This window comes from Pseudomonas sp. TH49 (assembly GCF_016650625.1).
Classification (GTDB): domain Bacteria; phylum Pseudomonadota; class Gammaproteobacteria; order Pseudomonadales; family Pseudomonadaceae; genus Aquipseudomonas; species Aquipseudomonas fluorescens_H.
Genome location: NZ_JAEKFL010000001.1, coordinates 3,498,984 through 3,524,563, shown reverse-complemented (window position 1 = coordinate 3,524,563; position 25,580 = coordinate 3,498,984). Strand labels below are relative to the sequence as shown.

The following is a 25,580-nucleotide window of genomic DNA, read 5'->3' as shown; positions in this document are numbered from 1 at the left end:
CGACACAAAAGATTGAAAGAGAGTAGCGCAGTCGCGATCAGGCTTCATTGTCCATCCCCGGTTGCGTCTGCAACGGCAGGTGCAGGGTGATGCAAGTGCCGCGGCCGTCGATGCCGTCGGCCACGCTGATCCGCCCGCCATGCGCGCCGACCATGCCCTGACAGATCGCCAGCCCCAGCCCCGTGCCCTGCCCTCCGCGATCACCCCGCGCGGCGGTGTAGAACATGTCGAAAATCTTCGCCCGCTCGTCCTCGGGAATCCCCGGGCCTTCGTCGCTGACCGAGAAGAAAATCTCTTCGTCACTGGCGCCGGCACGCAGTTGCAAACGCCCATGGGCCGGCGAGAACCGCGCAGCGTTTTCCAGCACATTGACCAGCGCCTGTTCGATCAGCGCCGCGTGCACGAACAGCAGCGGCAGCTCGGCGGGCACGTCGGTGCTGACCTGCAGCGGCGCCAGCACCGCACGCAGGCGATTGAGCGAACTGCCGACGATGTCTGCCGGCGACACCCAGTCCCGCGCCAGCTTCAACGCACCGTGGCCGAGGCGCGTCATGTCGAGCAGATTCTGGATATAGCGATCAAGGCGTTCGGCTTCATCGCGGGTGCCTTCGAGCAACTCGCGGCGATCCTCCAGCGGAATGGCTTCGCCGAGGGCCAACAGGCTGTCGATACTGCCGCGCATGGACGTCAGCGGTGTACGCAGATCGTGGGACACCGAAGCCAGCAGCGCACTGCGCAGTTGTTCGGTTTCGCCGTGCAGGCGCGCGGCCTCCAGATCATCGGCCAGTTGCGCCCGGGACAATGCCTGAGCCAGTGGCTGACTCAACGCGGTGAGCAGGCGTCGGCGCTGGCCGCTCAAGGTCTGGCCCTCTTTGGCGCAGACCCCGAGCAGCGCCAGCGGCCCGTCCTCCACCGACAGCGGCCACCACCACCAGCGACCGAACGGCAGCGTGCCGGTGCCCATGCCGGCCGGTTGATCGTGCTGCCAGGCCCAATCGGCCGCAGCCCGTTCCGACTCGGTGAACTCCAGCGGCCCGCCGGTCTCGACTTTCCAGCCGCCCTGCCCGTCCCGATTGAGCAGGCACAACTGCAAATCGCTCCAGCCATTGAGGTGCTGCGCCGCAGCGCTGATCACCGCCTGACGATCCGTCGCGGCAGTCAGTTTGCGTGACAGGTCGAGCAGTTCGCTGGTTTCCTCCTGTGTGTCGCGCAGGGCCTGCAACTGGCGGCGCTGGCGCGCCGCGAGATTACCGGTGAGCGCCGCCATCAGCAGGAAGAACAGCAAGGTCAGAACGTCTTCTTCGCGCTGGATGGCGAAGGAAAAATTCGGCGGAATGAACAGGAAATCGTAGGTCAGAAACGACAGCGCCGCGCACGCCAGCGCTGGCCCCAGGCTGCTGCGCACCGCCACCAGCAACACCGCTGCGAGGAACACCAGTGAGATATTCGGCAGCGGCAAAATACTCGACACCGCCCACGCCAGCGCACTGGCCAATACCGTAGCGACCAATGCCAGCGCGTAATCGAACCACACCAGCGTCGGCGTGACGCGAAGGCGCGGCGCAGGCTGCTCGCGATCATTGTCGAGCACGTTGATTTCCAGACCGTGGGCCTGACGCAGCAAACGCGCCGCCAGACCACCACCGAACAGGCGACGGCGCAGACTCGGCCGCGACTGGCCGACCAGCACCAGACTTGCCCGGCGTTCGGCGGCATGCTGGATCAGGGTTTTCGCCACTTCGCCGGCGCGCAACAACACCACTTCGCCGCCGAGGCGTTCGGCCAGTTGCTGGGCATTTTGCAGGCGCAGGCGCGATTGCTCGTCGCGCACCGTGCCGTTGTCGACATGCACCAGACTCCACGGCAGATGCCGACGCTGGGCCACCCGGCTGGCGTGGCGCACCAGGCGTTCGGCATGCGCATCGCCATCGACGCCGACCAGCAAACGCCCGCGCACCGCCGGCGCCGCCTGACCGAGTTGGCGATAGCCTTGAGCGAGATCGTTATCGACCTGCGCGGCCGCCGTTTGCATCGCCAGTTCACGCAGCGCGGTGAGGTTGGTCTGGGTGAAAAACGCATCGATCGCCGCCCGCGCCTGTTCCGGCACGTAGACCTTGCCTTCGCGCAGACGCTCCAGCAATTCACGCGGTGGCAGGTCGATCAGCAGCAGTTCGTAGGCTTCCTGCAACACCCAGTCCGGCAGGGTTTCGCGCACCTGCACACCGGTGATCCCGCGCACCTGATCGTTGAGACTTTCCAGGTGCTGGACGTTGACCGTGGTGTACACGTCGATTCCGGCGGCGAGCAGTTCCTGAATATCCTGCCAGCGCTTGGCGTGGCGACTGCCGGGGGCGTTGGTATGCGCCAGTTCATCCACCAGCACCAGTTTCGGTTTGGCCGCGAGCAAGCCGTCGAGGTCCATTTCTTCGAGCATCACGCCACGGTATTCCGAGCGCACCAGCGGCTGCTGCGGCAAACCACCGAGCAGCGCTTCGGTTTCCGCTCGGCCATGGGTTTCGACGACGCCGGCAATGATTTTCACGCCCTGACGCAATTGCGTGTGCGCCGCCTGGAGCATGGCGTAGGTCTTGCCGACACCGGGGGCGGCGCCAAGGAAAACCTTGAGTCGGCCACGGCCGTCACGGGGCAGTTCTGCTAACAGTGCGTCGGCGCGGCCGGCGTCGCTCATGCTTGATCTCTTCAGTCAGATGTTGATGTGTTGCCAGTTATGGCCTCTTCGCGAGCAAGCTCGCTCCCACAGGTTCAGTGTTGCTCTTGTGGGAGCGAGCTTGCTCGCGAATGGCAGCGCCGCAGAATTACAGTTTTTCCAGCGCCATGTTCAGCTCCAGCACATTCACCACCGGTGGCCCCACCAGCGGCTGTTCGATGTGCGCATCGAGCAGTTGCTGCAAGGTCGACACCGGGAGATTGCGCGCTTGCGCGACACGCGCCAGTTGATAGGCAATTGCCGCCGGTGGCAAGTGCGGATCGAGGCCGCTGCCGGAGGTGGTCAGCAGCGCCAATGGCACCGGCCCCTGGCCGGGCATCTGCAACTTGTTGGCATCGTCGATCACTCGTGTGGCGAGTGCCGGATTGCTCGGCGCCAGGTTGCTGGCGCTGCTGGAAACGGTCGCGAAGGCGCCCGCCGAAGGACGTGGATGGAACCACGCATCACCGACGAAATCCTGAGCGATCAGGGACGAGCCGCGCACCTTGCCGTCGGCATCGTGCACCAGGCTGCCATTGGCCTGTTCAGGGAAAGCGACCTGCGCAACGCCGGTCACCAACAGTGGGTAGGCCACGCCGGTGATCAGGGTCATCAGCACCAGCAGGCTCAGGGCCGGACGTATCATTGTGGACATTGCAAAATCCTCGAATTCGTTGGGCAAACTTTTGCGGGGTGCCAGGGAGATCTTTTCCCCCTCACCCCAGCCCTCTCCCCCAAGGGGGCGAGGGGAAAGGGAGCCGATCTCTGCGCTTTTCCAGACCTGAGTTCGGCTCGCTATCCCAGGTCGGTACGCCTCTTACAAACACCTCGATCAGTCCCCTCTCCCTCCGGGAGAGGGTTAGGGTGAGGGGCTCTTCCAACCTCAAACCAAATGCAAAGCCGTGAGCAGCATGTCGATCGCCTTGATCCCCACGAACGGCACCAGAATCCCGCCCAGTCCGTAGATCAGCAGATTGCGCCGCAGCAGTGCCGCGGCACTCGCTGCCTGTACGCGCACGCCACGCAATGCCAGTGGAATCAGCACCACGATGATCAGGGCGTTGAAGACGATGGCCGAAAGGATCGCGCTCTGCGGACTGGTCAGGTGCATGATGTTCAGCACGCCCAGTTGCGGATAGATCGCGGCAAACAGCGCCGGCAGAATCGCGAAATACTTGGCGACGTCGTTGGCGATGGAGAAAGTCGTCAGCGCGCCACGGGTCACCAGCAATTCCTTGCCGATCTGCACCACGTCCAGCAGCTTGGTCGGGTCGCTGTCGAGGTCGACCATGTTTGCGGCTTCGCGTGCGGCTTGCGTGCCGTCGTTCATCGCCATGCCGACGTCAGCCTGGGCCAGCGCCGGAGCATCGTTGGCGCCGTCGCCACACATCGCTACCAGACGACCATCGTTCTGCTCATGACGGATGCGTGCGAGTTTCTTCTCCGGGGTGGCTTCGGCGAGTACGTCATCGACGCCCGCTTCTGCCGCAATGGCCGCAGCGGTCAACGGGTTGTCACCGGTGACCATCACCGTGCGAATCCCCAGTTTGCGCAGCTCGGCGAAACGCTCACGAATGCCTGGCTTGACCACGTCCTTGAGGTGGATCGCACCCAGCAGTTTGCCGTCGGCGCAAACCAGCAACGGCGTACCGCCGCTCTGCGCGATCTTGTCGATTTCCCGCGACAGCGCCGGAGCCAGATCGGAGCGTTGTTGACCGAGGAACGCCAGCAGCGAATCGACTGCGCCCTTGCGGTACACGCGGCCCTGATAGTCGATACCGGACAAGCGGGTTTCCGCGCTGAACGGCACCGCTGTCAGGCTATCCAGCGCCGGCTCGGTTTGCGGGTGCAGACCGCGCAGGTATTCGACGATGGATTTGCCTTCGGCGGTTTCGTCCGCCAGCGAGGCGAACAACGCGCCTTCGGCCAACTCGCGACCACTCACGCCCGGCGCGGCATACACCGCGCTGCAACGGCGGTTACCGAAGGTGATGGTGCCGGTCTTGTCCAGCAGCAGCACGTGCACGTCACCGGCCGCTTCCACTGCACGCCCGGATTTGGCAATCACGTTCAGCCGTACCAGTCGATCCATCCCGGCGATACCGATAGCCGACAACAGGCCACCGATGGTGGTCGGAATCAGCGTGACCAACAGCGCCACCAGGAACACCAGCGGCAGGCTGCCGTTGGCGAAGTGGGCGAACGGTTGCAGGGTCACCACCACCAGCAGGAAGATCAGGGTCAGGCCGATCAGCAGGATATCCAGCGCGATTTCGTTCGGTGTTTTCTGACGTTTGGCGCCTTCGACCAGCGCGATCATGCGGTCGAGGGTCGATTCACCGGGGTTGGCGGTGATCTTCAGCAGCAGCCAATCGGACACCAGGCGCGTGTTGCCGGTGACCGCCGAGCGGTCGCCGCCGGACTCGCGAATCACCGGCGCCGATTCACCGGTGATCGCCGCTTCGTTGACCGCGGCGATGCCTTCGATGACTTCGCCGTCACCGGGGATCATCTCCCCCGCTTCGACGCGCACCACATCGCCTTTGCGCAGGTTGGCGGCGGGCACCACCTGGAAGCTGCCATTGGCCATCTTGCGTCGTGCGCTGAGGCCTTCGCTGCCAGCCTTGAGGCTGTCGGCGCGGGCCTTGCCGCGACCTTCGGCCAAGGCTTCGGCGAAGTTGGCGAACAGCACGGTGAACCACAGCCACAGGGCAATCTGCGCGGCGACGAACGTCGGCACGACGTTGTCCGGGATGAAGCACAGCACGGTGGTGAAGATCGCCGTCAGTTCGACCACCAGCATCACCGGCGAACGCACCAGCTGGCGCGGGTCGAGCTTGACGAAGGCTTGCAGCAGCGCCGGACGCCACAGGGCCGAGATCGCGGTTTTCGCTTGTTCCGGTGCCTTGACGGCAGCGGGTTTGATTGCAGGCATATTCATGATCTATTCCTTAGAAACCCATGCTCAGGTGTTCAGCAATCGGACCCAGCGCCAGCGTCGGCAAGAACGTCAGGCCGCCCACCAGCAAAATGGTCACGGTCAACAGAGTCACGAACAGCGGGCCATGGGTCGGAAAGCTGTTCTGGCCGATGGGTGCGGTTTTCTTCATCGCCAGGCTGCCGGCCAAAGCCAGTACCGGAAGGATGTAACCGAAGCGACCGATCAACATGCCCAGACCGAGCATCAGGTTGTGGAACGGCGTGTTGGCGCTCAGGCCACCGAAGGCCGAACCGTTGTTCGCGCTGGCCGAGGTGTAGGCATAGAGCAACTGGCTGAAACCGTGCGGGCCGGGGTTACTGATGGTCGCCGCCGGGCCAGGCAGAGTGGCCGCAATCGCACCGAGCACCAGCACGCCGACCGGCATCACCAGCAGGGTGACGACCAGCAATTGCACTTCCCGCGCCTGCAGTTTCTTGCCGAGGTATTCCGGGGTGCGGCCAATCATCAGGCCGGCGAGGAACACCGCGATGAGCACGTTGAGCAACATGCCGTAGAGCCCGGCACCGACGCCGCCGAAGATCACTTCGCCGACCATCATGTTGACCAGCGCGACCATGCCGCTGAGCGGATTGAGGCTGTCGTGCATGCCGTTGACCGAACCGTTCGACGCCGCGGTGGTGGTCACCGACCACAGCACGGTGGCGGTGGTGCCGAAGCGTGCTTCCTTGCCTTCCAGCGGTGCAGTCTGCTCGACGGCAACGTTGTTCAGCGCAGGGTTAGGCTGATATTCGGCCCACAGCGAAGTCGCGCCACCGATCAGGAACAGTGCGAGCATGCAGGCGATGATCGCGCGGCTCTGACGCAGGTCCTTGACGTAGTGGCCGAAGGTGAACACCAGCGCCACCGGGATCAGGATGATAGAAGTGACTTCGAACAGGTTGCTCCACGCGGTCGGGTTCTCGAACGGGTGCGCCGAGTTGACACCGAAGAAGCCACCGCCGTTGGTGCCCAATTGCTTGATCGCAATCTGACTGGCCGCCGGGCCGAGCGGGATCACTTGATCAACGCCCTGCATCGTCACCGCGTTCACATATTGCGCGAAGGTCTGCGGTACGCCCTGCCACACCAGGTACAGCGCCAGCAGCAGGCACAGGGGCAGCAGGCCGTAGAGGGTGGCGCGGGTCATGTCGACCCAGAAGTTGCCCAGGGTCTTCGCCGACTTGCGACCGATGCCACGGCACAGTGCAACCAGCACGGCGAGGCCGGTAGCGGCGCTGACGAAGTTCTGCACGGTAAGGCCGACCATCTGGCTCAGGTAGCTGAGGGTCGCTTCACCGCTGTAGGACTGCCAGTTGGTGTTGGTCATGAAACTGACCGCGGTGTTGAACGCCTGAGTCCATTCCTGGCCCGGCAGGTTTTGCGGGTTCAGCGGCAGGTGATCCTGGAACAACAGGATCGCAAACAGCAGCAGGAAACCGGCGAGGTTGAACGCCAGCAAGGCCAGCGTGTACTTCTGCCAGCTCTGTTCAGCCTGCGGATCAACCCCGGAAATGCGATAACAGCCACGTTCGACCGGGCCCAGAATCGGCGTCAGCCAGGTGCGCTGACCTTCCATCACCTTGTAGTAAAAGCGCCCGAGGAACGGCGCCGGCAACAACACCACCGCAAAAAACGCGAGGATCAGCCAATAGTCATAACTGTGCATAGCCGCTCCTAGCCCCGATCCGCGCGCAATAGCGCAACCAACAGATAAATGAACAGCCCGGCTGCCAACAGCAGGGACACCCCGTCCAGAACGCTCATGGAAGATCTCCGTGTTACGGCGTATTGCCGCTTGTCGGGGCATTGTCGGAAAGGAGGCTGTAAAGGCGCGAGACCGAGGGGGTCGGCTGGGCATAAAGAAAGCGTAAAGAGTGGGTTTATGCTGGCGTTACAGGTGGGTTTTGCGCCGTATGGGCTGGCCTCTTCGCGAGCAGGCTCGCTCCCACAATTTGAAATGCATTCCCCTGTGGGAGCGAGCCTGCTCGCGAAGACGGCATAACCGACAACATCGCACCCAACTGGCGCACTGCAAGCCGCTATCCCACCGCGAACATCCCCGATACGACAGCTTTCTTCACATTACGACCTGACTCACAGCAATGGCACGCCCACTGCACACGCCCTCCCCCGAGCTTTCCAAACCGTTCAGGGAGCATGCGCATGAACACACAACTCAAACCCACGCTGGGCACCTTGCACCTGTGGGGCATCGCCGTCGGGCTGGTGATTTCCGGCGAGTATTTCGGCTGGAGTTACGGCTGGGGCGTGGCCGGTACACTGGGCTTTCTGGTGACCTCGTTCATGGTCGCGACCATGTACACCTGCTTCATCTTCAGCTTCACCGAACTGACCACCGCGATTCCGCATGCGGGTGGGCCGTTCGCCTACAGTCGCCGAGCCTTCGGTGAAAAAGGCGGACTGATTGCCGGGCTGGCCACGCTGATCGAATTCGTCTTCGCGCCGCCGGCAATCGCCCTGGCGATTGGCGCCTACCTGAATGTGCAGTTTCCGGCGCTCGATCCGAAACATGCAGCGGTCGGCGCATATATCGTCTTTATGGGTTTGAACATTCTTGGTGTGAAACTGGCCGCGACGTTCGAGCTGATCGTCTGCGTGCTGGCGGTGATCGAATTGCTGGTGTTCATGGGCGTGGTCGCACCAGCGTTCAGCTTCAGCAGTTTTGCCCTGAATGGCTGGGCCGGTTCCGATGTGTTCGGTGTGCCGGCGATTGCCGGGATGTTCGCCGCGATTCCGTTTGCGATCTGGTTTTTCCTCGCCATCGAAGGCGCAGCAATGGCCGCCGAAGAGGCCAAGGATCCCAAGCGCACGATTCCCAAGGCCTACATCAGCGGGATCCTGACCCTGGTGTTGCTGGCAATGGGCGTGATGTTCTTCGCGGGTGGTGTCGGCGACTGGCGCACCCTGGCGAACATCAACGACCCGTTGCCACAGGCGATGAAAACCGTGGTCGGCGACAACTCCGGCTGGCTGCACATGCTGGTGTGGATCGGCCTGTTCGGTCTGGTGGCGAGTTTCCACGGGATCATCCTCGGCTACTCGCGGCAGTTCTTCGCCCTCGCCCGCGCCGGTTACCTGCCGGCGTCGCTGGCGAAACTCTCGCGCTTCCAGACTCCACACCGGGCGATCATCGCCGGCGGCATCATCGGCATCGCCGCGATTTACAGCGACGGCTTGATCAATCTCGGCGGCATGACCCTCACTGCGGCGATGATCACCATGGCGGTGTTCGGCGCGATCGTGATGTACATCATGAGCATGCTCAGCCTGTTCAAACTGCGCAAATCCGAACCGAATCTCGAGCGTACTTTCCGTGCGCCGTGCTACCCGCTGATTCCGCTGATCGCACTGGTGCTGGCAGTGGTGTGCCTGATCGCCATGGCCTGGTTCAACGCACTGATCGGGCTGATTTTCCTCGGTTTCATGGCGGTCGGCTTCGGCTACTTCTTGCTCACCGGGCAGTTGCGCGCTGACGCTCCGGCCGATGCGATGCTGACCGGCCGCTGAGGGATTTCAGATACACCGGGCATAACCAGCCTAGAATGGAACCACTGCGAACTCACTTCGCTCAAAGTGGTATGCAGCGTCGCACGGCGAAATCCTCGCCCGTCGAACTGCCCTTAAGGAGAGCCGTTATGCCCTGGTATGCCTGGTTGATTCTGGTCGTTGCAATCGGCTCGATCGTTGGCGGATTGATGATGTTGCGCGACACCGCCAACAAGGTTGAACTGACCGATGAAGAACGCAAACGCGTTGCGCAGCGCAACGCCGAAGCGGACATCAAGGACGCGCAGGATCGCTGAATGAAAAACCCCGCCTGAATCGGCGGGGTTTGTTTTTTATGGCTTTGGACTTATCCGCACGCTTTTTAGAAGTAGAAGTACAGTCACCATTTAATTTTCCGTGGTTAAGATGGTGGCCTTGTCGCGGAGAGTCGAAATGCGTTACTCGCAGGATCACAAAGCCCAGACCCATCAGCGCATCATCAAGGAAGCCTCGGCACGCTTTCGCCAGGACGGTATCGGCGCCACCGGTTTGCAACCATTGATGAAAGCGCTCGGGCTGACCCATGGCGGGTTCTATTCACATTTCAAGTCTAAGGACGAATTGGTGGAAAAAGCCTTGCAGGAGGCTGGCGCGCAGCTGGACGCGCATTGCGCCATGCTGTTCTCCGAGGAACGCCCGCTGGAGGCGTTCATCGACAGTTACCTCTCCGAATGGCACTACAGCTCTGCGCACGAAGGCTGCCCGTTGCCGACCATGTCCTCGGAAATGGGTCTGCGCGGTCAGCCCAGCCCGACCACCGACGCGGTGCTCAACAGTCGACTGGAACAAGTGCAAAACACGCTGGAAGGCCCATCCGCCGCTGATCGCAGCATTGTCATCATGGCCACACTGGTTGGTGCACTGGTGCTCGCACGCAGCGTCGAAAATCCGCAGTTGGCCCAACGGATTCTCGACGTCACACGTGACGCCCTGAAGAAAGATCAGGACTAGCCTTCCCAGCGCTTGAACAGCACGCTGGCATTCACCCCGCCAAAACCGAAGCCGTTGGACAACGCATACTCAATCGGCATCGACCGCGCCTGGCCGTGAACGATGTCCACACCAGCACTTGCCGGGTCAGGGTTTTCCAGATTGAGCGTCGGCGGCACCACCTGATCGCGGATGGCCAGTAACGTGAAGATCGCCTCCAGCCCGCCGGCCGCGCCGAGCAAATGCCCGGTAGCGGACTTGGTAGAAGTGACGGCGATTTTGTTCTGCTCGCCAAACACACTTTTGATCGCCGCCAACTCTCCCAGATCGCCGACCGGGGTGGAGGTGGCATGTGCGTTGAGATGTTGCACCTGATCCGGCGCGATACCAGCCTGAGCCAGCGCCAACTGCATCGCCCGTCGTGCACCACTGCCGTCCTCCGGACCGGCGGTCAGATGATAGGCGTCGGCACTGGTGCCATAACCCACCAACTCGGCCAATGGCTGTGCACCACGTGCCAGCGCATGCTCAAGCGACTCGATCACCAGCAAACCCGCGCCCTCCCCCATCACAAAGCCATCGCGACCGCTGTCAAAGGGCCGCGAAGCGCGCTCGGGAGTGTCGTTATAGCCGCTGGACAACGCTCGCGCGGCGGCAAAACCGGCCAGGCTGACCCGATCGATGCAGGCTTCCGCTCCACCGCAAACCGCGATATCCGCTTCACCGGCACGAATCATCCGTGCAGCATCGCCGATCGCCTGGACGCCGGCAGCACAAGCAGTCACCGGTGCACCCAACGGGCCTTTCAAAGCATGCTGGATCGATACGTGTCCGGCCGCCAGATTGACCAGAAACGATGGGATGGTGAACGGCGACAGACGACGCGGGCCACGACTGTCGGTGGTGCGTACAGCGTCGGCTATTGCACCGAACCCGCCAACACCGGAGCCGATGATCGTTGCGGTGCGCTCCTGATCCCTGGCCTCGGACGGCTGCCATTCGGCCTGCGCCAACGCCTGGCGCGCCGCTTCCATGGCGAACAGGATGAAGCGATCCATCTTCTTCTGCTCTTTGGGTGGCGTGGCAAGGTCCGGATCGAAACCGGCCTCGACGTCCTCTGCCGCCGTTGGCACCATCCCGGCGACCCGGGTCGGCAGATCTGCACTCACCGCGTCCGGCAAATTGCGCAAGCCGGAGCGCCCGTCCAGTAAGCGCTGCCAGACAACCTCGACGTCACTGCCCAAAGGAGAAACCAGGCCCATACCGGTGACAACAATTCGACGCTGACTCATACCGCAGTTACCTCTGATCAATTTTTGTAGCGTTCAGCCGCCGAACTGCGCGACAGATTCGGCGCCATGACATGCCGTGCACGTACAAATGCCTGCCATTCACCCTCGTCAGGCAGCGACGGGATGGTGATCAACTCACCCTGATCCAGACCGGCCAGCGCCGCATCCACCATCTCACCGGCCTCCATCACCATCTCCGCCGGAATGCCGCTGGCGTCGATGCCCGAGCGCTCCCAGATTTCAGTACGGGTAACGCCGGGCAACACCGCTTGCACCTTCACGCCAGTACCTTCGAGTTCGGCGTTGAGCGATTGAGTCAGGCTCAACACGTAGGCTTTGCTCGCGCTATAGGTCGCGTTGAAGCGCTCCGGAAACAGCGCCACCACCGAGGCGATGTTGATGATCGTGCCGCGTCCGGCCTTGGCGAAACTGGCGGCTGCTGCTGAGGCCAGCAACGTAACGGCGGTGACGTTCAACTGGATCAGACGCTCCAGTTGCTCGGCGTCGGAATTGGCCAGCAAGCCATCGGCTGCGACCCCTGCGTTATTCACCAACAGGGTGATACTTGAATCACTGCGCAGGCGTTGCTGGAGTTTGAGGACATCGTCCTTTTGTGTCAGATCGGCTTTAAGCACTTCGACCTGAACACCATGGACCTCGCGCAACTGGCTCGCAGCGTTTTCCAGACGCTGCTGATCGCGAGCGACCAACAGCAAATCAAAACCACGTGCTGCCAACCGCTGCGCGTAGATGGCACCGATACCTGATGATGCCCCGGTGACGACGGCCGTACCTTGAGACTGGACTGAACTCATGAGAGCGCTCCTGAAATACTTTTGGATTGGCCCTCAGCGCTGTTTGCATGAAGGCGGCGGAAATTATTATAGGCATAATCTAACGACAATATGATACCCATAATTTTCAGCTCACCGACAAACGCGACGCCGCTCCCTCTGTCGCATCTCTGCCACTAGAAAGCAGAAAGGCCGGTCAATGACCGGCCCCTTGGCGTTGAATTATCAGCTTAGTTCACTTCCAGCTTGTCGCGATTGCGATCCAGGATCGCCTTGCCGATGCCCTTCACTTCCAGCAGCTCATCCACCGAGGCGAATGGCCCATTAGTATCACGATACGCAACAATCGCTTTGGCTTTCGCCTCGCCTACTCCGGACAACTGTTTTTGCAGAGTTGCTGCGTCGGCGCCGTTGAGATCGACTTTCTCGCTCGCAGATGGGGCGATGCTCTCCGTCACCATCACGGCCTTGTCGGCCTGAGGTACGTTGGCAGGTGCCGCAATAGCTGCAATTGAGGCGCTGGTGAGCAGGGCAAAAACAAGAGAACTGAAGAAACCGGTACGCATAATAGACGCTCCATGACATCGATTGAGAAAGCAGCTTTTCCGAAGCTGCTCTCCAAACTTAGGCGATGGTTGGCGGGTGTCAAAAATTCGTCTATTACAGGATGTGAAACAATCAGGGTTCGAGACGGCGTTGCTGATAGATCCAGTCGACGATTTCGCCTTCGGGGGTGTAGCCGCTGACGGTTTCGCGCAAGAGCTGGCGGACGCGGGAATAATCGTCCTGCTCGACGGCAGCCATCAATTCCGTCAAACGCAGTTTGAGTGAGTCCCAGGAAAGATGATCTTCCTTTGCACTCATAATCATCGGATGCTCAGTCGCCGATACGTTATCGCCAATCAGCAATTCCTCGTAGAGTTTCTCGCCAGGGCGCAATCCAGTGAACTCGATCGATATGTCGCCCTGCAGGTTCTTTTCAGAGCGTACACTCAACCCGGACAGATGAATCATCTTCTCCGCCAACTCGACAATTTTCACCGGTTCTCCCATGTCGAGCACAAATACATCGCCGCCCTGCCCCATGGAGCCAGCCTGAATCACCAGTTGCGCAGCTTCAGGAATAGTCATGAAATAACGGGTTATTTTGGGATGAGTAACGGTTAAAGGTCCCCCGGATTTGATCTGACTGTGAAACAGCGGAATCACTGAACCGGAAGACCCCAGAACATTGCCGAAACGTACCATTGTGAAGCGAGTCTTGTTGACTCTGGAGATATTGGATTTGTCGCCGAATAGTACCGGCGCAATCTCCCGACTCAGCGCTTGCAGCGTGAGCTCGGCAAGGCGTTTTGTACTGCCCATGACATTTGTCGGGCGAACAGCCTTGTCAGTGGAGATCAACACAAAATTTTCCACCCCCGACTGTAACGCAGCCTGAGCAGTGTTGAGAGTACCAATGACGTTGTTCAACACCCCTTCGGCAATGTTGTGCTCGACCATGGGTACGTGCTTGTATGCAGCGGCATGATAGACCGTTTCAACGTTCCAGGTTTTCATCACATCCAATAGCTTGTGTGGATGACGAATAGAGCCAAGTATCGGCAACAACCTGACCGCTACCGACTCTCGACACACTCTCTTCTCCAACTCCGAAAGAATGCTGTAGAGATTGAATTCACTGTGATCGAACAGCAATAGAGTCGTCGGACCGAGTGCGAAAATCTGCCTGCACAGTTCCGCCCCAATCGAGCCACCCGCGCCAGTGACCAAAACCGTTTTGCCTTTGATACAACGTTCAAGCAAATCCGCCTGCGCAGGTACGGAATCGCGTCCAAGCAGATCAGCGATGTCTACCTCTTGAATATCTTCAACTTTCACACGGCCGCTGGCCAGATCAGTGAAGTTGGGCACGCTCCTGATGTGGAGAGGAAAGCTCTCTAGAAGTGTGAGAATTTCCCGGCGGCGTGCACGGGTTGATGAAGGAAGAGCCAGAAGAATTTCCTGAGCCCCGGTTTCATCGATCATTTGTTGAATGTGTTTTGGTTTGTAAACCTGCAGGCCTGCTATCACCCGATCCGAGATACTTGGATCATCATCGATAAATGCCACAGGGCGCATGGCTCGCCCCATGCGCAAGGCCGCCACCAGCTGATTGCCAGCAACACCGGCACCGTAGATCGCGACTTTGACCAGGCCGTCATCGCGGTTTGTAAAAGGCACGTGTTGAGCGCCGGCGAACCAGTCGCCCATGAAATACTGCCGCATACAAAGCCGTAATCCGCCAAGAATGACGAGACTCAGCCACCAATAGTTGAAGACAATCGAGCGTGGAACGACAGCCTCGTGATTGCTGTACCAATAAACCACAAGCGCCAAAATCAGCGCAGACAGACTGACCGCTTTTATAATTGCAATGAGCGCATCGTTGCCGAAATAGCGCATGACCGCACGATACATGCCAAAACGAATAAACAAGGGAATTGCGATGATAGGTGCGCACACGAAAAGCCACAAATGCACCTTGAAGGGATTATACATATCGTCCAGGCCGAGGCGGACGATAAAGGCCAGCCACAGGGCGGCCCAGACAAGCACCATGTCTGTGGTGACCTGAATCAACCTCTTGCGGCGCCGAGGCAGGCTTACCAGGTACTCTCTGATTTTATCCATAAACCCTTCAATTACCTTGATCACTCTGCTCAGCGGCACGCACCATGGTGGCAGCTTGCGGCGCGCTCGGTGATCACTCTAAACCTAAATGACCCAATGATTGCTGCTTAGTTCTTGACTGCCGGAGTCTCCAGATCTCCAGCACGAAACTTTATCGCCAATACGATCAGCGGTGTGTAAGCCAGAACTACTCCCCAGGCACCGTCCAGATCCAGGCGTGTGACGCACAACGCTATGGGCAACAGCCAGAACAGATTGATCAAACCGACCGCCGCTGTTACCGGCAAGTGCCTGCCAAATCGACGCGACGCGAACTGGTAAGCATGGCTTCGGTGAGCCTCGTAGACCTTTTCCCCTCGAAACATGCGGCGCAACAACGTAAAGGTCGCGTCGACAATGAATACTCCAAGCAGAATCAACCAGGCCCAGAGCATTGGTGCACTTATCCATGCAGCCTGTAGAGACAAGGCTCCCAAAACCATACCGAGAAATCCGCTGCCAGCATCGCCCATGAATATCCTTGCCGGAGGAAAATTCCAGTAGAAAAAACCCGCAACGCAAGCAGCCAGCAACAATGGCGCCCAAATCAGGCTTTCCATTCCCGATAACCAGTAAAGCAGACAAGCCCCCAGACAAGCACAAATCGCTTCTACGCTGGCGATACCATCAATGCCGTCCATGAAGTTGTAGAGGTTGAGCAGCCAAACCAGGTAGAAAGCTGCCAACAAATAACCTGTCCAGCCTAAATCGATGGAAACACCGAACACCGCGATTGGCGGCAAGCCCCCGATCCATCCCAGCACCCAGAAAGCTGAACCGAAATGACCCAATAACCGCCAGCGTGCGGCGATGTGACCGTGGTCGTCCATGAACCCGATCAGGGCAATCGTGCCGCCACCACCTGCCAGAGCGAAAAACAGGTCGACAGAAATCAAGCCTGTAAAAAGCAGTAAACCCAGGGATACGAAAAAAGCCAGGGCAATTGCAACGCCGCCGCCACGAGGCGTCGCAACGACATGTGAACTGCGCGCATTTGGAACATCCATCAGACTTCGGGATATTGCATAACGACGCAATACTGCAGTCATCACAAAAGAAATACCGAAAACCACAGGTATGACCCACGCGTAACTCATCTTTTTCGAGACTCCAAAAAATGTTCCGCTGTTGCTTTCAAACCATCGTTAAGACTGAACGGTGGCCGCCAGCCAAGCAACTCACGATTTTTCTTGATATCGACTTGCAACGACCCGAAAAGACGCTGTGCGACAGCGCTTCGTCCGACCGAGAGGGCAAGGAGCTTCAGCACTGCGACAGGAATAGGGATGAGCCATGTCTTCACGCCGAGCGAAATCAGGAGACGGCTCATTAACTGCGTCGTGGAAACGTCTTCGCCATCACTGACCAAAAACACCTGGTTCGCGGCACCAGGATGATCGATACAAGTAGCCACCAGATCGACGACATTGTCTACGTAAACAAGGCTTCTTGAATTACTAATTGCCCCGAATGGCAAGGGAATCCCTTTCACCAGCCAGTGCATCATTTGCTGGAAATTCGCTCGAACTCCAGGACCATAAATAAGTACAGGTCGAATAATGACAACCTCTATCGCGCCTGTCTGGGCAAGCTGCATGAGTTGTTGCTCTGCTTCGTACTTGGAGATCCCATAAGCATCCGAAGGGTGCGGCGTGTCGCTTGCGGTGAACGGGTGACCTACCAGAGTGCTTTCACCATTAACCTTGATGGAACTGATGTAGATAAATCTTTTAACTCCGGCCTGAACGGCCTGGTTTGCAAGGCAAAGCGTTCCTTTTACATTTACAGCCCGAAACTTCGCAATGGCTTGCGCCGATTCCTCTTGCATGACATGCACTCGCGCTGCTGCGTGTACAACAACATCTACACCCACAAGTGATTCGCGCCAGTCTGTTTTTTCATTGATATCCGACAAATGTGTAACTACAACTCTTTCGGATAGCCTCGCACCTACATTACGTATTGGAGCAACAATAGATATCTCCGGAAAATTGCAAAAATGCCGAACCAAGGACCTCCCAAGAAATCCTGTCGCACCGGTGACAAGTATTTTTTTTGGCATGTTAAACCAATTTAGACTGTAGAAAGCAAGACTGCAATTTATCATGAAAAACCGGCGGGAGACATTGCTCCACGGTCCTCTCAGGGAATCATTCAAGCAGAATTGCCTTCACCGGCGAGCAGAATGCGAGGATTTATTTCACTTCGTTGCCTAGGAACATGCCAAGGCACGTATCCAGCGCAGAAACAAATATGCGCTGACTACGTGCCTTGCTAGCTCGCCAGGTTAAGGAGATCGTTATTTTACCTTTCGGATTAGCGTTTCTCTCGTTGACTAAAATGACGCAATAATTTTCTAAACGCTCTGGAAAATGTAAGTCTCCAACCACCCTCGTACATGGAGATCTCAACCAACAACCAATAATGCGTCAGTTTTCTGGAAATACCGCCCCAAAATGAACTACGAACTGGTAGCGTTTTACTATTACTCAGCTCACGCGCACCCTGCTGGAAAAGTTCGGCCCACTGAGCTGCAACAGCAACGATATCAAATTTTTGGTAGACATCACTGTACGCCCGTTCAGCAATGGAAGTTCTGAACTTTTCATCATCCAAGTAGCGCTCGATTGCGGCTATCCAGCATGCAGCTGTATTATTCTTGATGAGCAAACCAGTTTTGCCATCTACAACAGAATCCACATAGCTTTCGGAATCTGTATAAATCCCCGCACAACGGAACGCCGAATATTCGCGATACTTATTATTCGTCTTATATCTATTGGATGTCTTGTTATCCAAAGGCGCCAAACCAATCTTCCAACCGCGCTGCACCTGAAACGCTATATAGTCAGCATAGCTGTTCATATGCCCAAAAAAACGTACCCTGGGGCCCTGCTCCAACCATTTGGGCAGACAGCCGACGAACTCAAAGACCACATCGTCTCTTTGTGCGAGAAAATAGGGAATGACGTCCTTGAGCACTTCCAGATCAGCCTCACGCGAGGCACTACCCGCGAAACCGATACGGTACTCAGAGACAGTTTTGACGTCGCCTGTTGGCAGCAACGAGAAGTCAAAAAAAGCCGGTAGGAGCACGGTATTGCGGTTTTTCGGAAGGATGAACTCTCTTAGAGCAACCGAATTGGTAATAACGACATTAGCTTTTTCAACTGCAAACTTTAGCGACCGACGTATAATTGGGTGTTGATAATACTTTGCCAGAGCAGTATCACCATCTATCAGCCAGAAATTATCATCAATATAGTAAAAATAAGGAATATTGCTACGCTTTAAAGATTGCATCCATGATATAGCCACTGGATCGGCCGTTCTCACAAATAAAGGTAACGCAGACTCTGAAAAAACATGCTGGTCGAGCTCAGTAAGATATACTTTCTTGTATCTAATACCGAGGCAAGAACACTCAGACAACAACTGCTCAGTCAACTGCGTTGTCGCGATATCCGCTTCGACAATCAGTAGAACTTCAATACTCGAACCAACATCACTCATCATTTGAAAAACATGCGTATGGAACCAATTTGCTGGGGCGTAAAGGCCAACGAGATGCAACCGAACACTCTACAACCTTGGCGCAGATATTCAAGTTTCGACCGAAAAAACGAATATAGGCCAAATTTTCTTGTCTAAGCGGTTCTCCGATAGAAAAGCGTACAACTCCTATAATATTTATTTCGGACAGACTTTCAGTTGAGCTGAATACAATATTGTTGCCTTTATCGACCAGTTCCAAGCCCAACAGAGCATCTGTGGTATCTGCAGCCAAGTAAATACACACAGAAATCGAATTGAACTCGCCGCCCCCTCTTATTGGATACTCAACATATCCAGTACCCGGTATTTCTTTACCAAGCCGATAGCCCCTTGGTTCGCGGGTGTTGTATTTTTTGGAAAAATATTCATCAAAAAGCTTCGAATCAGATTCGGGCAGATCTGGCCCAGCGGTAAGTAAGTTAATCAGCCTCTCGTTTCTAAAAAGCTTTTTTTCACACTCAACAACATAATGATGTTGCTCTTTCAACCTCTCGCTTAGACGCTCCTCAGCAAAAGACAAGGTAGAAAAACTCTCTACTTCATACTCTTCTGCATCAGCCCTAGACTCCTGCAGCGCAGGAGTGTCCAAAAATGGGTAAGATTCCAGATTTTCTGTTAGCTCAACGTAGTCATTCTCATCATCATCCTTCCAAACAACAAGATGATAAACAACCTGATGGCAAACATCAGTTAAGTGCTGTCGCAACTCTCGCTGACAAGATGGTTCCATCTGATTGAATCGTGGAAAATAGAAAAACTCCATCCGCAGCAGTCGTATTTCTAAACCCGGATCCGAATTATCAGACTGCGACAATCCCCACGTGACTGCATGGGGATGGAAATACTCCTTTTTATCAATGGGTGCCCAAGAACAGCTAGACCAAAATCTTGGCGTGTGCTCGTTGAATACCTGAAGATGATAAGGATTAGCTACGTTAAGCTTCTGTTCATAATAGGGAGCGACAATACAGATCTGAGCTTTATGTTTACATACACGATAAAGCTCCCTCATTGTAAACATTAGATCTGAGACGTGTTCCAAGCTGTGCGCTGCATGCACTAGCTCTACAGAGTCATCTTCAAATGGGAGCGGTTTATCAAGATCCGCTATCACTTGGACACCTGGTAGTGGAAACCTATCGACACCGATAAATCCCGGAAGGCATTTTGGCCCACAGCCTATATCTAATTTCATCGGCAATACCTATACAGTCGATATTTCCACGAACGGATACACAGGGAAACGCTTCAAGCCTGCATAACGATATTTAACCAGTTCAAACATATATACAGGGTGAGACGTACGCGCAAAAACTCGCAATCGATAATCAGCCGACAAAGAAACTGCCGCCTGATCGACCACGAATTCAACAGGCAAAGACAGATCCACTCCGCTTAACGATGCAACTCCATTGAAAACAATGGATCCGGTTGCCCCAACAAGTTCAATACCAACTAAACCATCCTGAATCCCATCAGTGGCAAAAGCTATTAAAACGGACTTTATTGCCGCAGGAAAATTAATTGAGTACTCAACATATGGAACATCGTGCAGCGACTTGGATAGCTCCAGCTTAATCTCTGAGCTTCCGCTCTTGGCTTGTTGAGAAAACTCCTTCAACTTTGCGAATTGTGGCATCAAGTTGTCCCACAAATCGTGCTTACGAGACAAAAACCCTAGACGCTTAGATCTAGAAGCCGCCTGCCGTAGCCGAGCTAACTCCTCAAGACTCTCAAGCAATTTTTGTGGATCTTTTATTACATCACCACCCGCAATAGATATATGGCTGCCATGGCTCTTAGACATTAATTTCAACCTACCTTCTACGGTGGTAAAACCGTTAAACGTAGTAGGCTTAGAAATGGACGCCAGAACTTTGCAAGTTAAAACTCCAGAGAAGTGTTCATTACAATATTTTTTGTTATTTTTCTTCATTTCTGAAAACTTGGAAAAGTCCAAACCTTCAAGAACTTCAAGCCATGAGCGAGCGCTAAACGGCGATGAGACTACATAAGCGTTATTCAGTTCTTTAAAGTCGGAGTAAGGCATGTAATCTGGAACAACAAGTAAGGCATCTAATACATCTGCAGACAAAGCGACATTTGTTGTTTTATACTTATTATTGGCCGACTCGCTCGGAGCATGAATAAGAATATCTGGACTATATCGCGAGATCTGCAATAACGCAGTTTCCCAGTTCAGCTCAAAGGGTAGCGTTACCAATTCAAGAAAATCATGCTTTTTGAATTCGTCCGAAAAATCCGAGCCTGCTCCACCAACAATTAGCTGAATAGTTTTACCCGACTCGGTGTACTTGAGAAAAGCGGGCAACATGACATCACGGAGAGCGGACAGCCGATGACTGCCTCCCGCGAAAGCGATAACCAACCGGTCACGTACCGGAACAACCTTGCTGGTAGTGATTTTCAGATCACAGAATGTAGGCGGAAAAAAATCTACATTCGAATGAATAAGATGCTCTTTAAAGTATTCTTGCAGTTCAAGAGTGCTGGTCAAGACTCCTGAAAAATCTTTCAGTTTATTACGTAACGTCTTCTTGCTTAAGTCCTCAAAAAAATTCATCTCCTTATTTTCTTGAAGCAGAGTGAGATTATCGTCGGTGAAATAATAGCAAGGAATTTGCATCTTCTGTGCAGCAGCAATCCATTCGAAGAACGGATCCAGTTGCCGGACAAATACAATACAGCTAGCATGTGCAATTTCGGAAATCGGCCAACCACCTGGGTATCGAATAACTCTTACACGGCTTTTCCATTCATCAGGCAAAAAGTCGAAGTATATACTGGTGCATGCATCGTGATTGCCTGTAAGAACCAATACCTTTCGATTATCATCTGAGCGGGACAAAGAGCTACTGATATCAAAATTTTCTCTCGTTCGTCCGTGCGCAGCTGCCATTTCTCTCACGGCGATAGCTGTACAATGCGCCGCTGAATCCGGCAATGCGAAGATATCATACTCCTCAAAGTTCTCTGGACGGAGAGACCAATCACGCTCTTGCCTCATTTGCTCTTCCGAGGCCCAAGTATCCAGCGCGTACGTTTTTCCTAAACTATCGTCAGTTGCAGGGCCACCGACTTCGCCAACGCAAACATCTACATAACGCAAAATATACTTTCTGGAAATCCTTCTCCACAGATCCCAATCGCAAAGGCGCGTCATGAGTATGTGCGGATCGTATAGACCTATATCATCAAGGATGAAACGTGGTACTAAGACTGCGTTATTTGAGATGCAATTCCAGCTATTTATATTGTGCGATGAAATACTTTCGCCCAAGTGCACAAACTGCTCAGTACCAGAGCCCAACTCCCTTACTCTCATACCGACAGACCCATAGACTACTTGGTCTGGCGTCATTTGAGCATGCTTGTAAAGCTCTTCCAGAGCATCAGGAAAGAATTCGTCATCATCAAACGCAAATGCGATGTAGCGACCGCGAGACTTTGAATACGCCTCATACTCAGAAATCGCAGGTAGACCAATGTTTACTACATGGCGAAGACAGCTCACACGCCCATCTTTTTCCATGAACTCCGCAATAATGTCAGCACTACCGTCTGTACTGGCATCATCAACGATGATCAACTCAAGCTCAGTCAGCGTTTGACTTAATACTGACTCTATCGCCTTACGAAACTTACCACTCTTCGCGCGCCGAAAGGTGGGAAGAAAAACGGAGACAATTGGGAGCGGACCGTCAACATAAGAACTACCAGGCAACCACTGAGTTTCGCGAATGAGATCTTTGACTTTCATGTTCGAAACCTTAGACAGTTGCCGAATAATTTTCTGAATAAGCTTTTAGCACTTTTTGAGTTTCACCATCCATGCGTATTTTTCCTTTTTCCAGCCAGATTGTTCGCTCACAAAAATCACTTACCAAATCAGGCGAATGACTCGAAAAAACAAGAATTTTACCTTGAGTCATAAATTTCTTCATGCGCTCTTGGGCTTTGTGAGCAAAGTTTATGTCACCAGCACCCATAACTTCATCAAGCAACAGGACTTCGGGGTTAATAGCTGTCGACACAGAAAACGCCAAACGTATAAACATACCTGCAGAATAGGTACGAACTGGATAATTTAAAAACTCACCCAATTCCGAAAATTCCGCAATTTCTTGCATTTTGGCTTTAATTTCTTTGGGTTTCAGACCTAATAAGAGCGCCCGGATTTTTATATTATCCCAACCAGACTGATTCATCTCAAAGCCTGTAGCGAACTCAAACATTGGGCATACATGACCAAGTGTTTGAGCAGTGCCGCTGGTAGTTGGATAAATTCTAGCCATCACCTTCAACAAGGTGCTTTTACCCGCACCATTCAAGCCAATCAGGCCTACACGCTCCCCTCGCGCTACTGAAAGATTCACATTTGAAAGAGCGTTAATTGTATATTCTTGAGTATTAGCCGTTCCTGGACGACGCAATACTGCATTTTTCATTCGTCCGAGGAAATCTGTCCGACCAGTGAACACCACACTTGCATCTCGCAAATCTATAGAAATATCGCTCATAACATGTAAACCACTTTTTTATCCATTTTAGATGCAAGCAAAATGCAGACGACCCACAGAAGCGACAAATAAGCGGCACAAAAAATATAGTCTTGCTTGACTGCAAATGTACCTTCTAAAATTGGAAATCTAATAACATCCACTAAATAATACAGCGGATTATATTTATAAACAAAATCCAAACCACGATCTTTAAGCATCGTCACAGGAAACATAATCGGCGTAACAAAAAATAACACCTGAAAAATCCCAGTTAAAGCATGAGGCAGATCCCTAAAACGAGCAGACAAATACGCACTGAGAGTAATGTGCCCCAGGCCTGCGGCCAAAAGAATTCCGAGACCCGGCAACGCATATAACCAGCCTATGGGCTTGAAACGTTCAAAGACTAATAACGTACCCGCCAGCGCGACAACACCAACCAACATAACCGCGAACAGCGCGACCAACACACGGAGCAGATAAATTTGTTTTGGAAACGAAAACTGCTTTATATAGCCTTCAGACCCCACAAACGCATAGCCACCTTCAACAAACGAGGCAACTAAAAACCCCCAAATAATCAGGCCGCATGTGAGGTAAGGAAGAAATTCCTCCATAGGTTGCTTTAGCAAAACGCCATAAACTACACCAGCACCTAAAACCATCATTGCCAGGTTTATCAGAATCCAAAGTGGGCCGATCGCCGATCTGCGAAAACGAGCCTTAATATCCTGAAGTCCCATGTATAGCCATACACGCCACTCAAGAAGCGATTTTATTGCACCGGATATAAAACTATTCTGACTGATCATCTAAAGCCTATTTAGCTCAAGCACTATTAATTTACCGTTACGGGTAACTTCGTTGAAGCCCAGCTTTTCGTATAACTTAATCGCCCTGACGTTTTCATCCAGAACTTCTAGAAATACACTCTCAAGCGACAACTGCTGCCAACATGTTTCAATCAACAGTTGGCACCCTCGCTTGACATAGCCTTTACCTGCATTGTCCGGCGCAGCTAGAAAGCGGCCGACTTCGGCTCGCTTTCTCTCCAAATCCACGCCATAGACAGCACATTGCCCTACCAACTCACCATCTGCCTCGATAACAAACACAAAATCGTCAGACTTTTTTTGATAGGACTCGAACCATTTTACGTGGCTGTCCCATTCAATGATGTTCGAGTTAATAAACCATCGGCGGTTTTCGTCCCTGTTTCTCCAAGCCAGAGTGGCTTGTAAATCAGCCACTTCTAGTAGACGGATCCCGACGACTGCATCAGATGTTGAGCGGAGGGTAGGTTTCATTTTACGTACTTGGCTACCAATTGAGAAACGGTGTCAACATCGGCTTTGCTTAGACCCATATGCACCGGCAACGAAATGATTTCCTGAGAGGCAAGCGCTGCTTTAGGGCAAGAGCCATTACCATGCGCGTACATGCGGTATTCCGTGTTATCACGGTAATGCACGCCTGGGTACACTTGATGTTCATTGAGTGCGAGCATCAGCTCTTCACGGTTTTTGACACGAATTTGCACCAGGTGAGTCGACGATTCACATTCTGGATTAATGTCGATAAACCGTACCTTGGCGTTACCAGCCAGGTTTTCGCGGTACCAGTTAGCGATTTGGCGGCGGTAGGCGTTATCACGATCCAAATACTTCAATGCCACCAGACCCATTACTGCCATGATCGAGTTGCCGTGGTACTTGAAGCCTACTTCTTCAACATCATACATCCACTTATACGCGCCCTGAGCGGCGGTACGTGCATAAGTATCCTTGTTGATGCCCAGCCAGCTCATCTTGCGAACACGCTCGTCATCTTCCGCGTTTTTGAAGCAGATCATGCCGGAGTCAGCGGTTGCCAGATTTTTTACAGCCTGGAAGCTGAACACCACAACGTCTGCTTCCGGACATACGTGACGTCCGTTAATACGGGTACCGGACATGTGGGCAGCATCGAGAATCAAAGCGATGTTGCGCGCCTTGCAAATTTCAACAATTTTCTGGTACTGACCGACATTGCCGCCAATACCTACAAAGATCAGTGCTTTGGTCTTGTCAGTAATACGCTGCTCGACGCTTGCAGGATCCAGACACAGCGAGTCATCAACATCCGCGAATACAGGCTTCAGACCTGCGCAGAGAATCGCGTGGTTAGTGGATACGAAAGTCAGAGGAGTAGTAATGACCTCTGCATCATCGTCCCAGCCGTTCTTTGTCTTGAATAGTCTGAAAGCCAATTCAAGACCCACAGTATTCGACGAAAGAAAATGTGCGTGCGGCAGTCCGGTGTAGGACTTCCATGCTTCTTCCATCTCAACAGTTTTAAAACCTAATCCAGTCCAGCCTTTCTCAAGACATTCACGAATACCTTCAAGGCATTCGTCGACACGAAAGTTAGGTACAAACAGTTGAATTGACATGTATTTAGCCTCGAATTACAAGTGCTGTGCGATTTTAAGTTTTGGTTCAGGTATATTTTTCACAGAACGGGCCGAAATCTGGTCTGTTC

Annotated in this window: 21 protein-coding genes; 3 read left to right on the top strand and 18 right to left on the bottom strand. The window is 54.5% G+C overall.

Annotation, left to right across the window (positions count from 1 at the left end; genetic code table 11):
• Positions 1-37: 37 nt before the first annotated feature.
• The 5 genes from JFU48_RS16010 to kdpF form a co-directional block, all read right to left on the bottom strand.
• Complete coding sequence (locus JFU48_RS16010; RefSeq protein ID WP_201136921.1) at positions 38-2,689, bottom strand: sensor histidine kinase; 2,652 nt, start codon at positions 2,687-2,689, stop codon at positions 38-40.
• 127 nt (positions 2,690-2,816) lie between these two features.
• Positions 2,817-3,362 (bottom strand): potassium-transporting ATPase subunit KdpC, encoded by a 546-nt coding sequence (gene kdpC, locus JFU48_RS16005; RefSeq protein ID WP_201136920.1) that lies wholly within the window; start codon positions 3,360-3,362, stop codon positions 2,817-2,819.
• 228 nt (positions 3,363-3,590) lie between these two features.
• Positions 3,591-5,648, bottom strand: coding sequence for a potassium-transporting ATPase subunit KdpB (gene kdpB, locus JFU48_RS16000; protein ID WP_201136919.1), 2,058 nt, complete (start codon positions 5,646-5,648; stop codon positions 3,591-3,593).
• A gap of 10 nt (positions 5,649-5,658) precedes the next feature.
• On the bottom strand, positions 5,659-7,353 hold the full coding sequence (gene kdpA, locus JFU48_RS15995; protein ID WP_003226852.1) for a potassium-transporting ATPase subunit KdpA: 1,695 nt from the start codon (positions 7,351-7,353) through the stop codon (positions 5,659-5,661).
• Between the two features lie 8 nt (positions 7,354-7,361).
• Positions 7,362-7,451, bottom strand: coding sequence for a K(+)-transporting ATPase subunit F (kdpF, locus tag JFU48_RS15990; RefSeq protein WP_003226853.1), 90 nt, complete (start codon positions 7,449-7,451; stop codon positions 7,362-7,364).
• A 399-nt stretch (positions 7,452-7,850) separates the two neighbouring features.
• Here kdpF and eat point away from each other — a divergent pair, with 399 nt between their 5' ends.
• From eat to JFU48_RS15975, 3 genes are all read left to right on the top strand, one after another.
• A complete protein-coding gene (gene eat, locus JFU48_RS15985) occupies positions 7,851-9,215 on the top strand; it encodes an ethanolamine permease (RefSeq protein WP_003226855.1) in 1,365 nt (454 codons plus the stop codon).
• Positions 9,216-9,343: 128 nt separating this feature from the next.
• On the top strand, positions 9,344-9,511 hold the full coding sequence (locus tag JFU48_RS15980) for a DUF2897 family protein (RefSeq protein WP_003226857.1): 168 nt from the start codon (positions 9,344-9,346) through the stop codon (positions 9,509-9,511).
• A 136-nt stretch (positions 9,512-9,647) separates the two neighbouring features.
• Positions 9,648-10,205: a TetR/AcrR family transcriptional regulator gene (locus tag JFU48_RS15975; protein WP_103519766.1), complete on the top strand. Its 558-nt coding sequence runs from the start codon at positions 9,648-9,650 to the stop codon at positions 10,203-10,205.
• Here JFU48_RS15975 and fabF read toward each other — a convergent pair.
• From fabF to JFU48_RS15910, 13 genes are all read right to left on the bottom strand, one after another.
• Entirely contained in the window at positions 10,202-11,476 is a 1,275-nt protein-coding gene (gene fabF, locus JFU48_RS15970; protein ID WP_103484361.1) for a beta-ketoacyl-ACP synthase II, read from the bottom strand. The genes JFU48_RS15975 and fabF overlap by 4 nt on opposite strands.
• Positions 11,477-11,493: 17 nt before the next feature.
• Entirely contained in the window at positions 11,494-12,291 is a 798-nt protein-coding gene (locus JFU48_RS15965) for an SDR family NAD(P)-dependent oxidoreductase (RefSeq protein WP_201136918.1), read from the bottom strand.
• Positions 12,292-12,500: 209 nt separating this feature from the next.
• Positions 12,501-12,836 (bottom strand): ComEA family DNA-binding protein, encoded by a 336-nt coding sequence (locus tag JFU48_RS15960; RefSeq protein ID WP_201136917.1) that lies wholly within the window; start codon positions 12,834-12,836, stop codon positions 12,501-12,503.
• A gap of 112 nt (positions 12,837-12,948) precedes the next feature.
• A complete protein-coding gene (locus JFU48_RS15955; protein ID WP_201136916.1) occupies positions 12,949-14,943 on the bottom strand; it encodes a polysaccharide biosynthesis protein in 1,995 nt (664 codons plus the stop codon).
• A gap of 107 nt (positions 14,944-15,050) precedes the next feature.
• Positions 15,051-16,079 (bottom strand): MraY family glycosyltransferase, encoded by a 1,029-nt coding sequence (locus tag JFU48_RS15950; protein ID WP_201136915.1) that lies wholly within the window; start codon positions 16,077-16,079, stop codon positions 15,051-15,053.
• Positions 16,076-17,044: a UDP-glucose 4-epimerase family protein gene (locus JFU48_RS15945; RefSeq protein WP_201137095.1), complete on the bottom strand. Its 969-nt coding sequence runs from the start codon at positions 17,042-17,044 to the stop codon at positions 16,076-16,078. Before JFU48_RS15945 ends, JFU48_RS15950 begins: the two co-directional genes overlap by 4 nt.
• A gap of 254 nt (positions 17,045-17,298) precedes the next feature.
• Positions 17,299-18,498 carry a glycosyltransferase gene (locus JFU48_RS15940; RefSeq protein ID WP_201136914.1) on the bottom strand — a complete coding sequence of 400 codons (1,200 nt, stop codon included), beginning with the start codon at positions 18,496-18,498 and terminating at the stop codon, positions 17,299-17,301.
• Positions 18,488-19,732, bottom strand: coding sequence for a class I SAM-dependent methyltransferase (locus tag JFU48_RS15935; RefSeq protein WP_201136913.1), 1,245 nt, complete (start codon positions 19,730-19,732; stop codon positions 18,488-18,490). Before JFU48_RS15935 ends, JFU48_RS15940 begins: the two co-directional genes overlap by 11 nt.
• Before the next feature lie 9 nt (positions 19,733-19,741).
• Positions 19,742-22,318, bottom strand: a complete 2,577-nt coding sequence (locus JFU48_RS15930) for a glycosyltransferase family 2 protein (RefSeq protein WP_201136912.1) — start codon at positions 22,316-22,318, stop codon at positions 19,742-19,744.
• Between the two features lie 10 nt (positions 22,319-22,328).
• The gene (locus tag JFU48_RS15925; RefSeq protein ID WP_167734166.1) at positions 22,329-23,078 is read right to left on the bottom strand and encodes an ABC transporter ATP-binding protein; all 750 of its coding nucleotides are present in this window, start codon (positions 23,076-23,078) and stop codon (positions 22,329-22,331) included.
• Positions 23,075-23,872, bottom strand: a complete 798-nt coding sequence (locus tag JFU48_RS15920; protein WP_134787039.1) for an ABC transporter permease — start codon at positions 23,870-23,872, stop codon at positions 23,075-23,077. Before JFU48_RS15920 ends, JFU48_RS15925 begins: the two co-directional genes overlap by 4 nt.
• A complete protein-coding gene (locus tag JFU48_RS15915) occupies positions 23,873-24,367 on the bottom strand; it encodes a GNAT family N-acetyltransferase (RefSeq protein ID WP_201136911.1) in 495 nt (164 codons plus the stop codon).
• The gene (locus JFU48_RS15910; protein ID WP_201136910.1) at positions 24,364-25,491 is read right to left on the bottom strand and encodes a DegT/DnrJ/EryC1/StrS family aminotransferase; all 1,128 of its coding nucleotides are present in this window, start codon (positions 25,489-25,491) and stop codon (positions 24,364-24,366) included. The genes JFU48_RS15915 and JFU48_RS15910 overlap by 4 nt, the downstream gene beginning before the upstream one ends.
• Positions 25,492-25,580 lie beyond the last annotated feature (89 nt).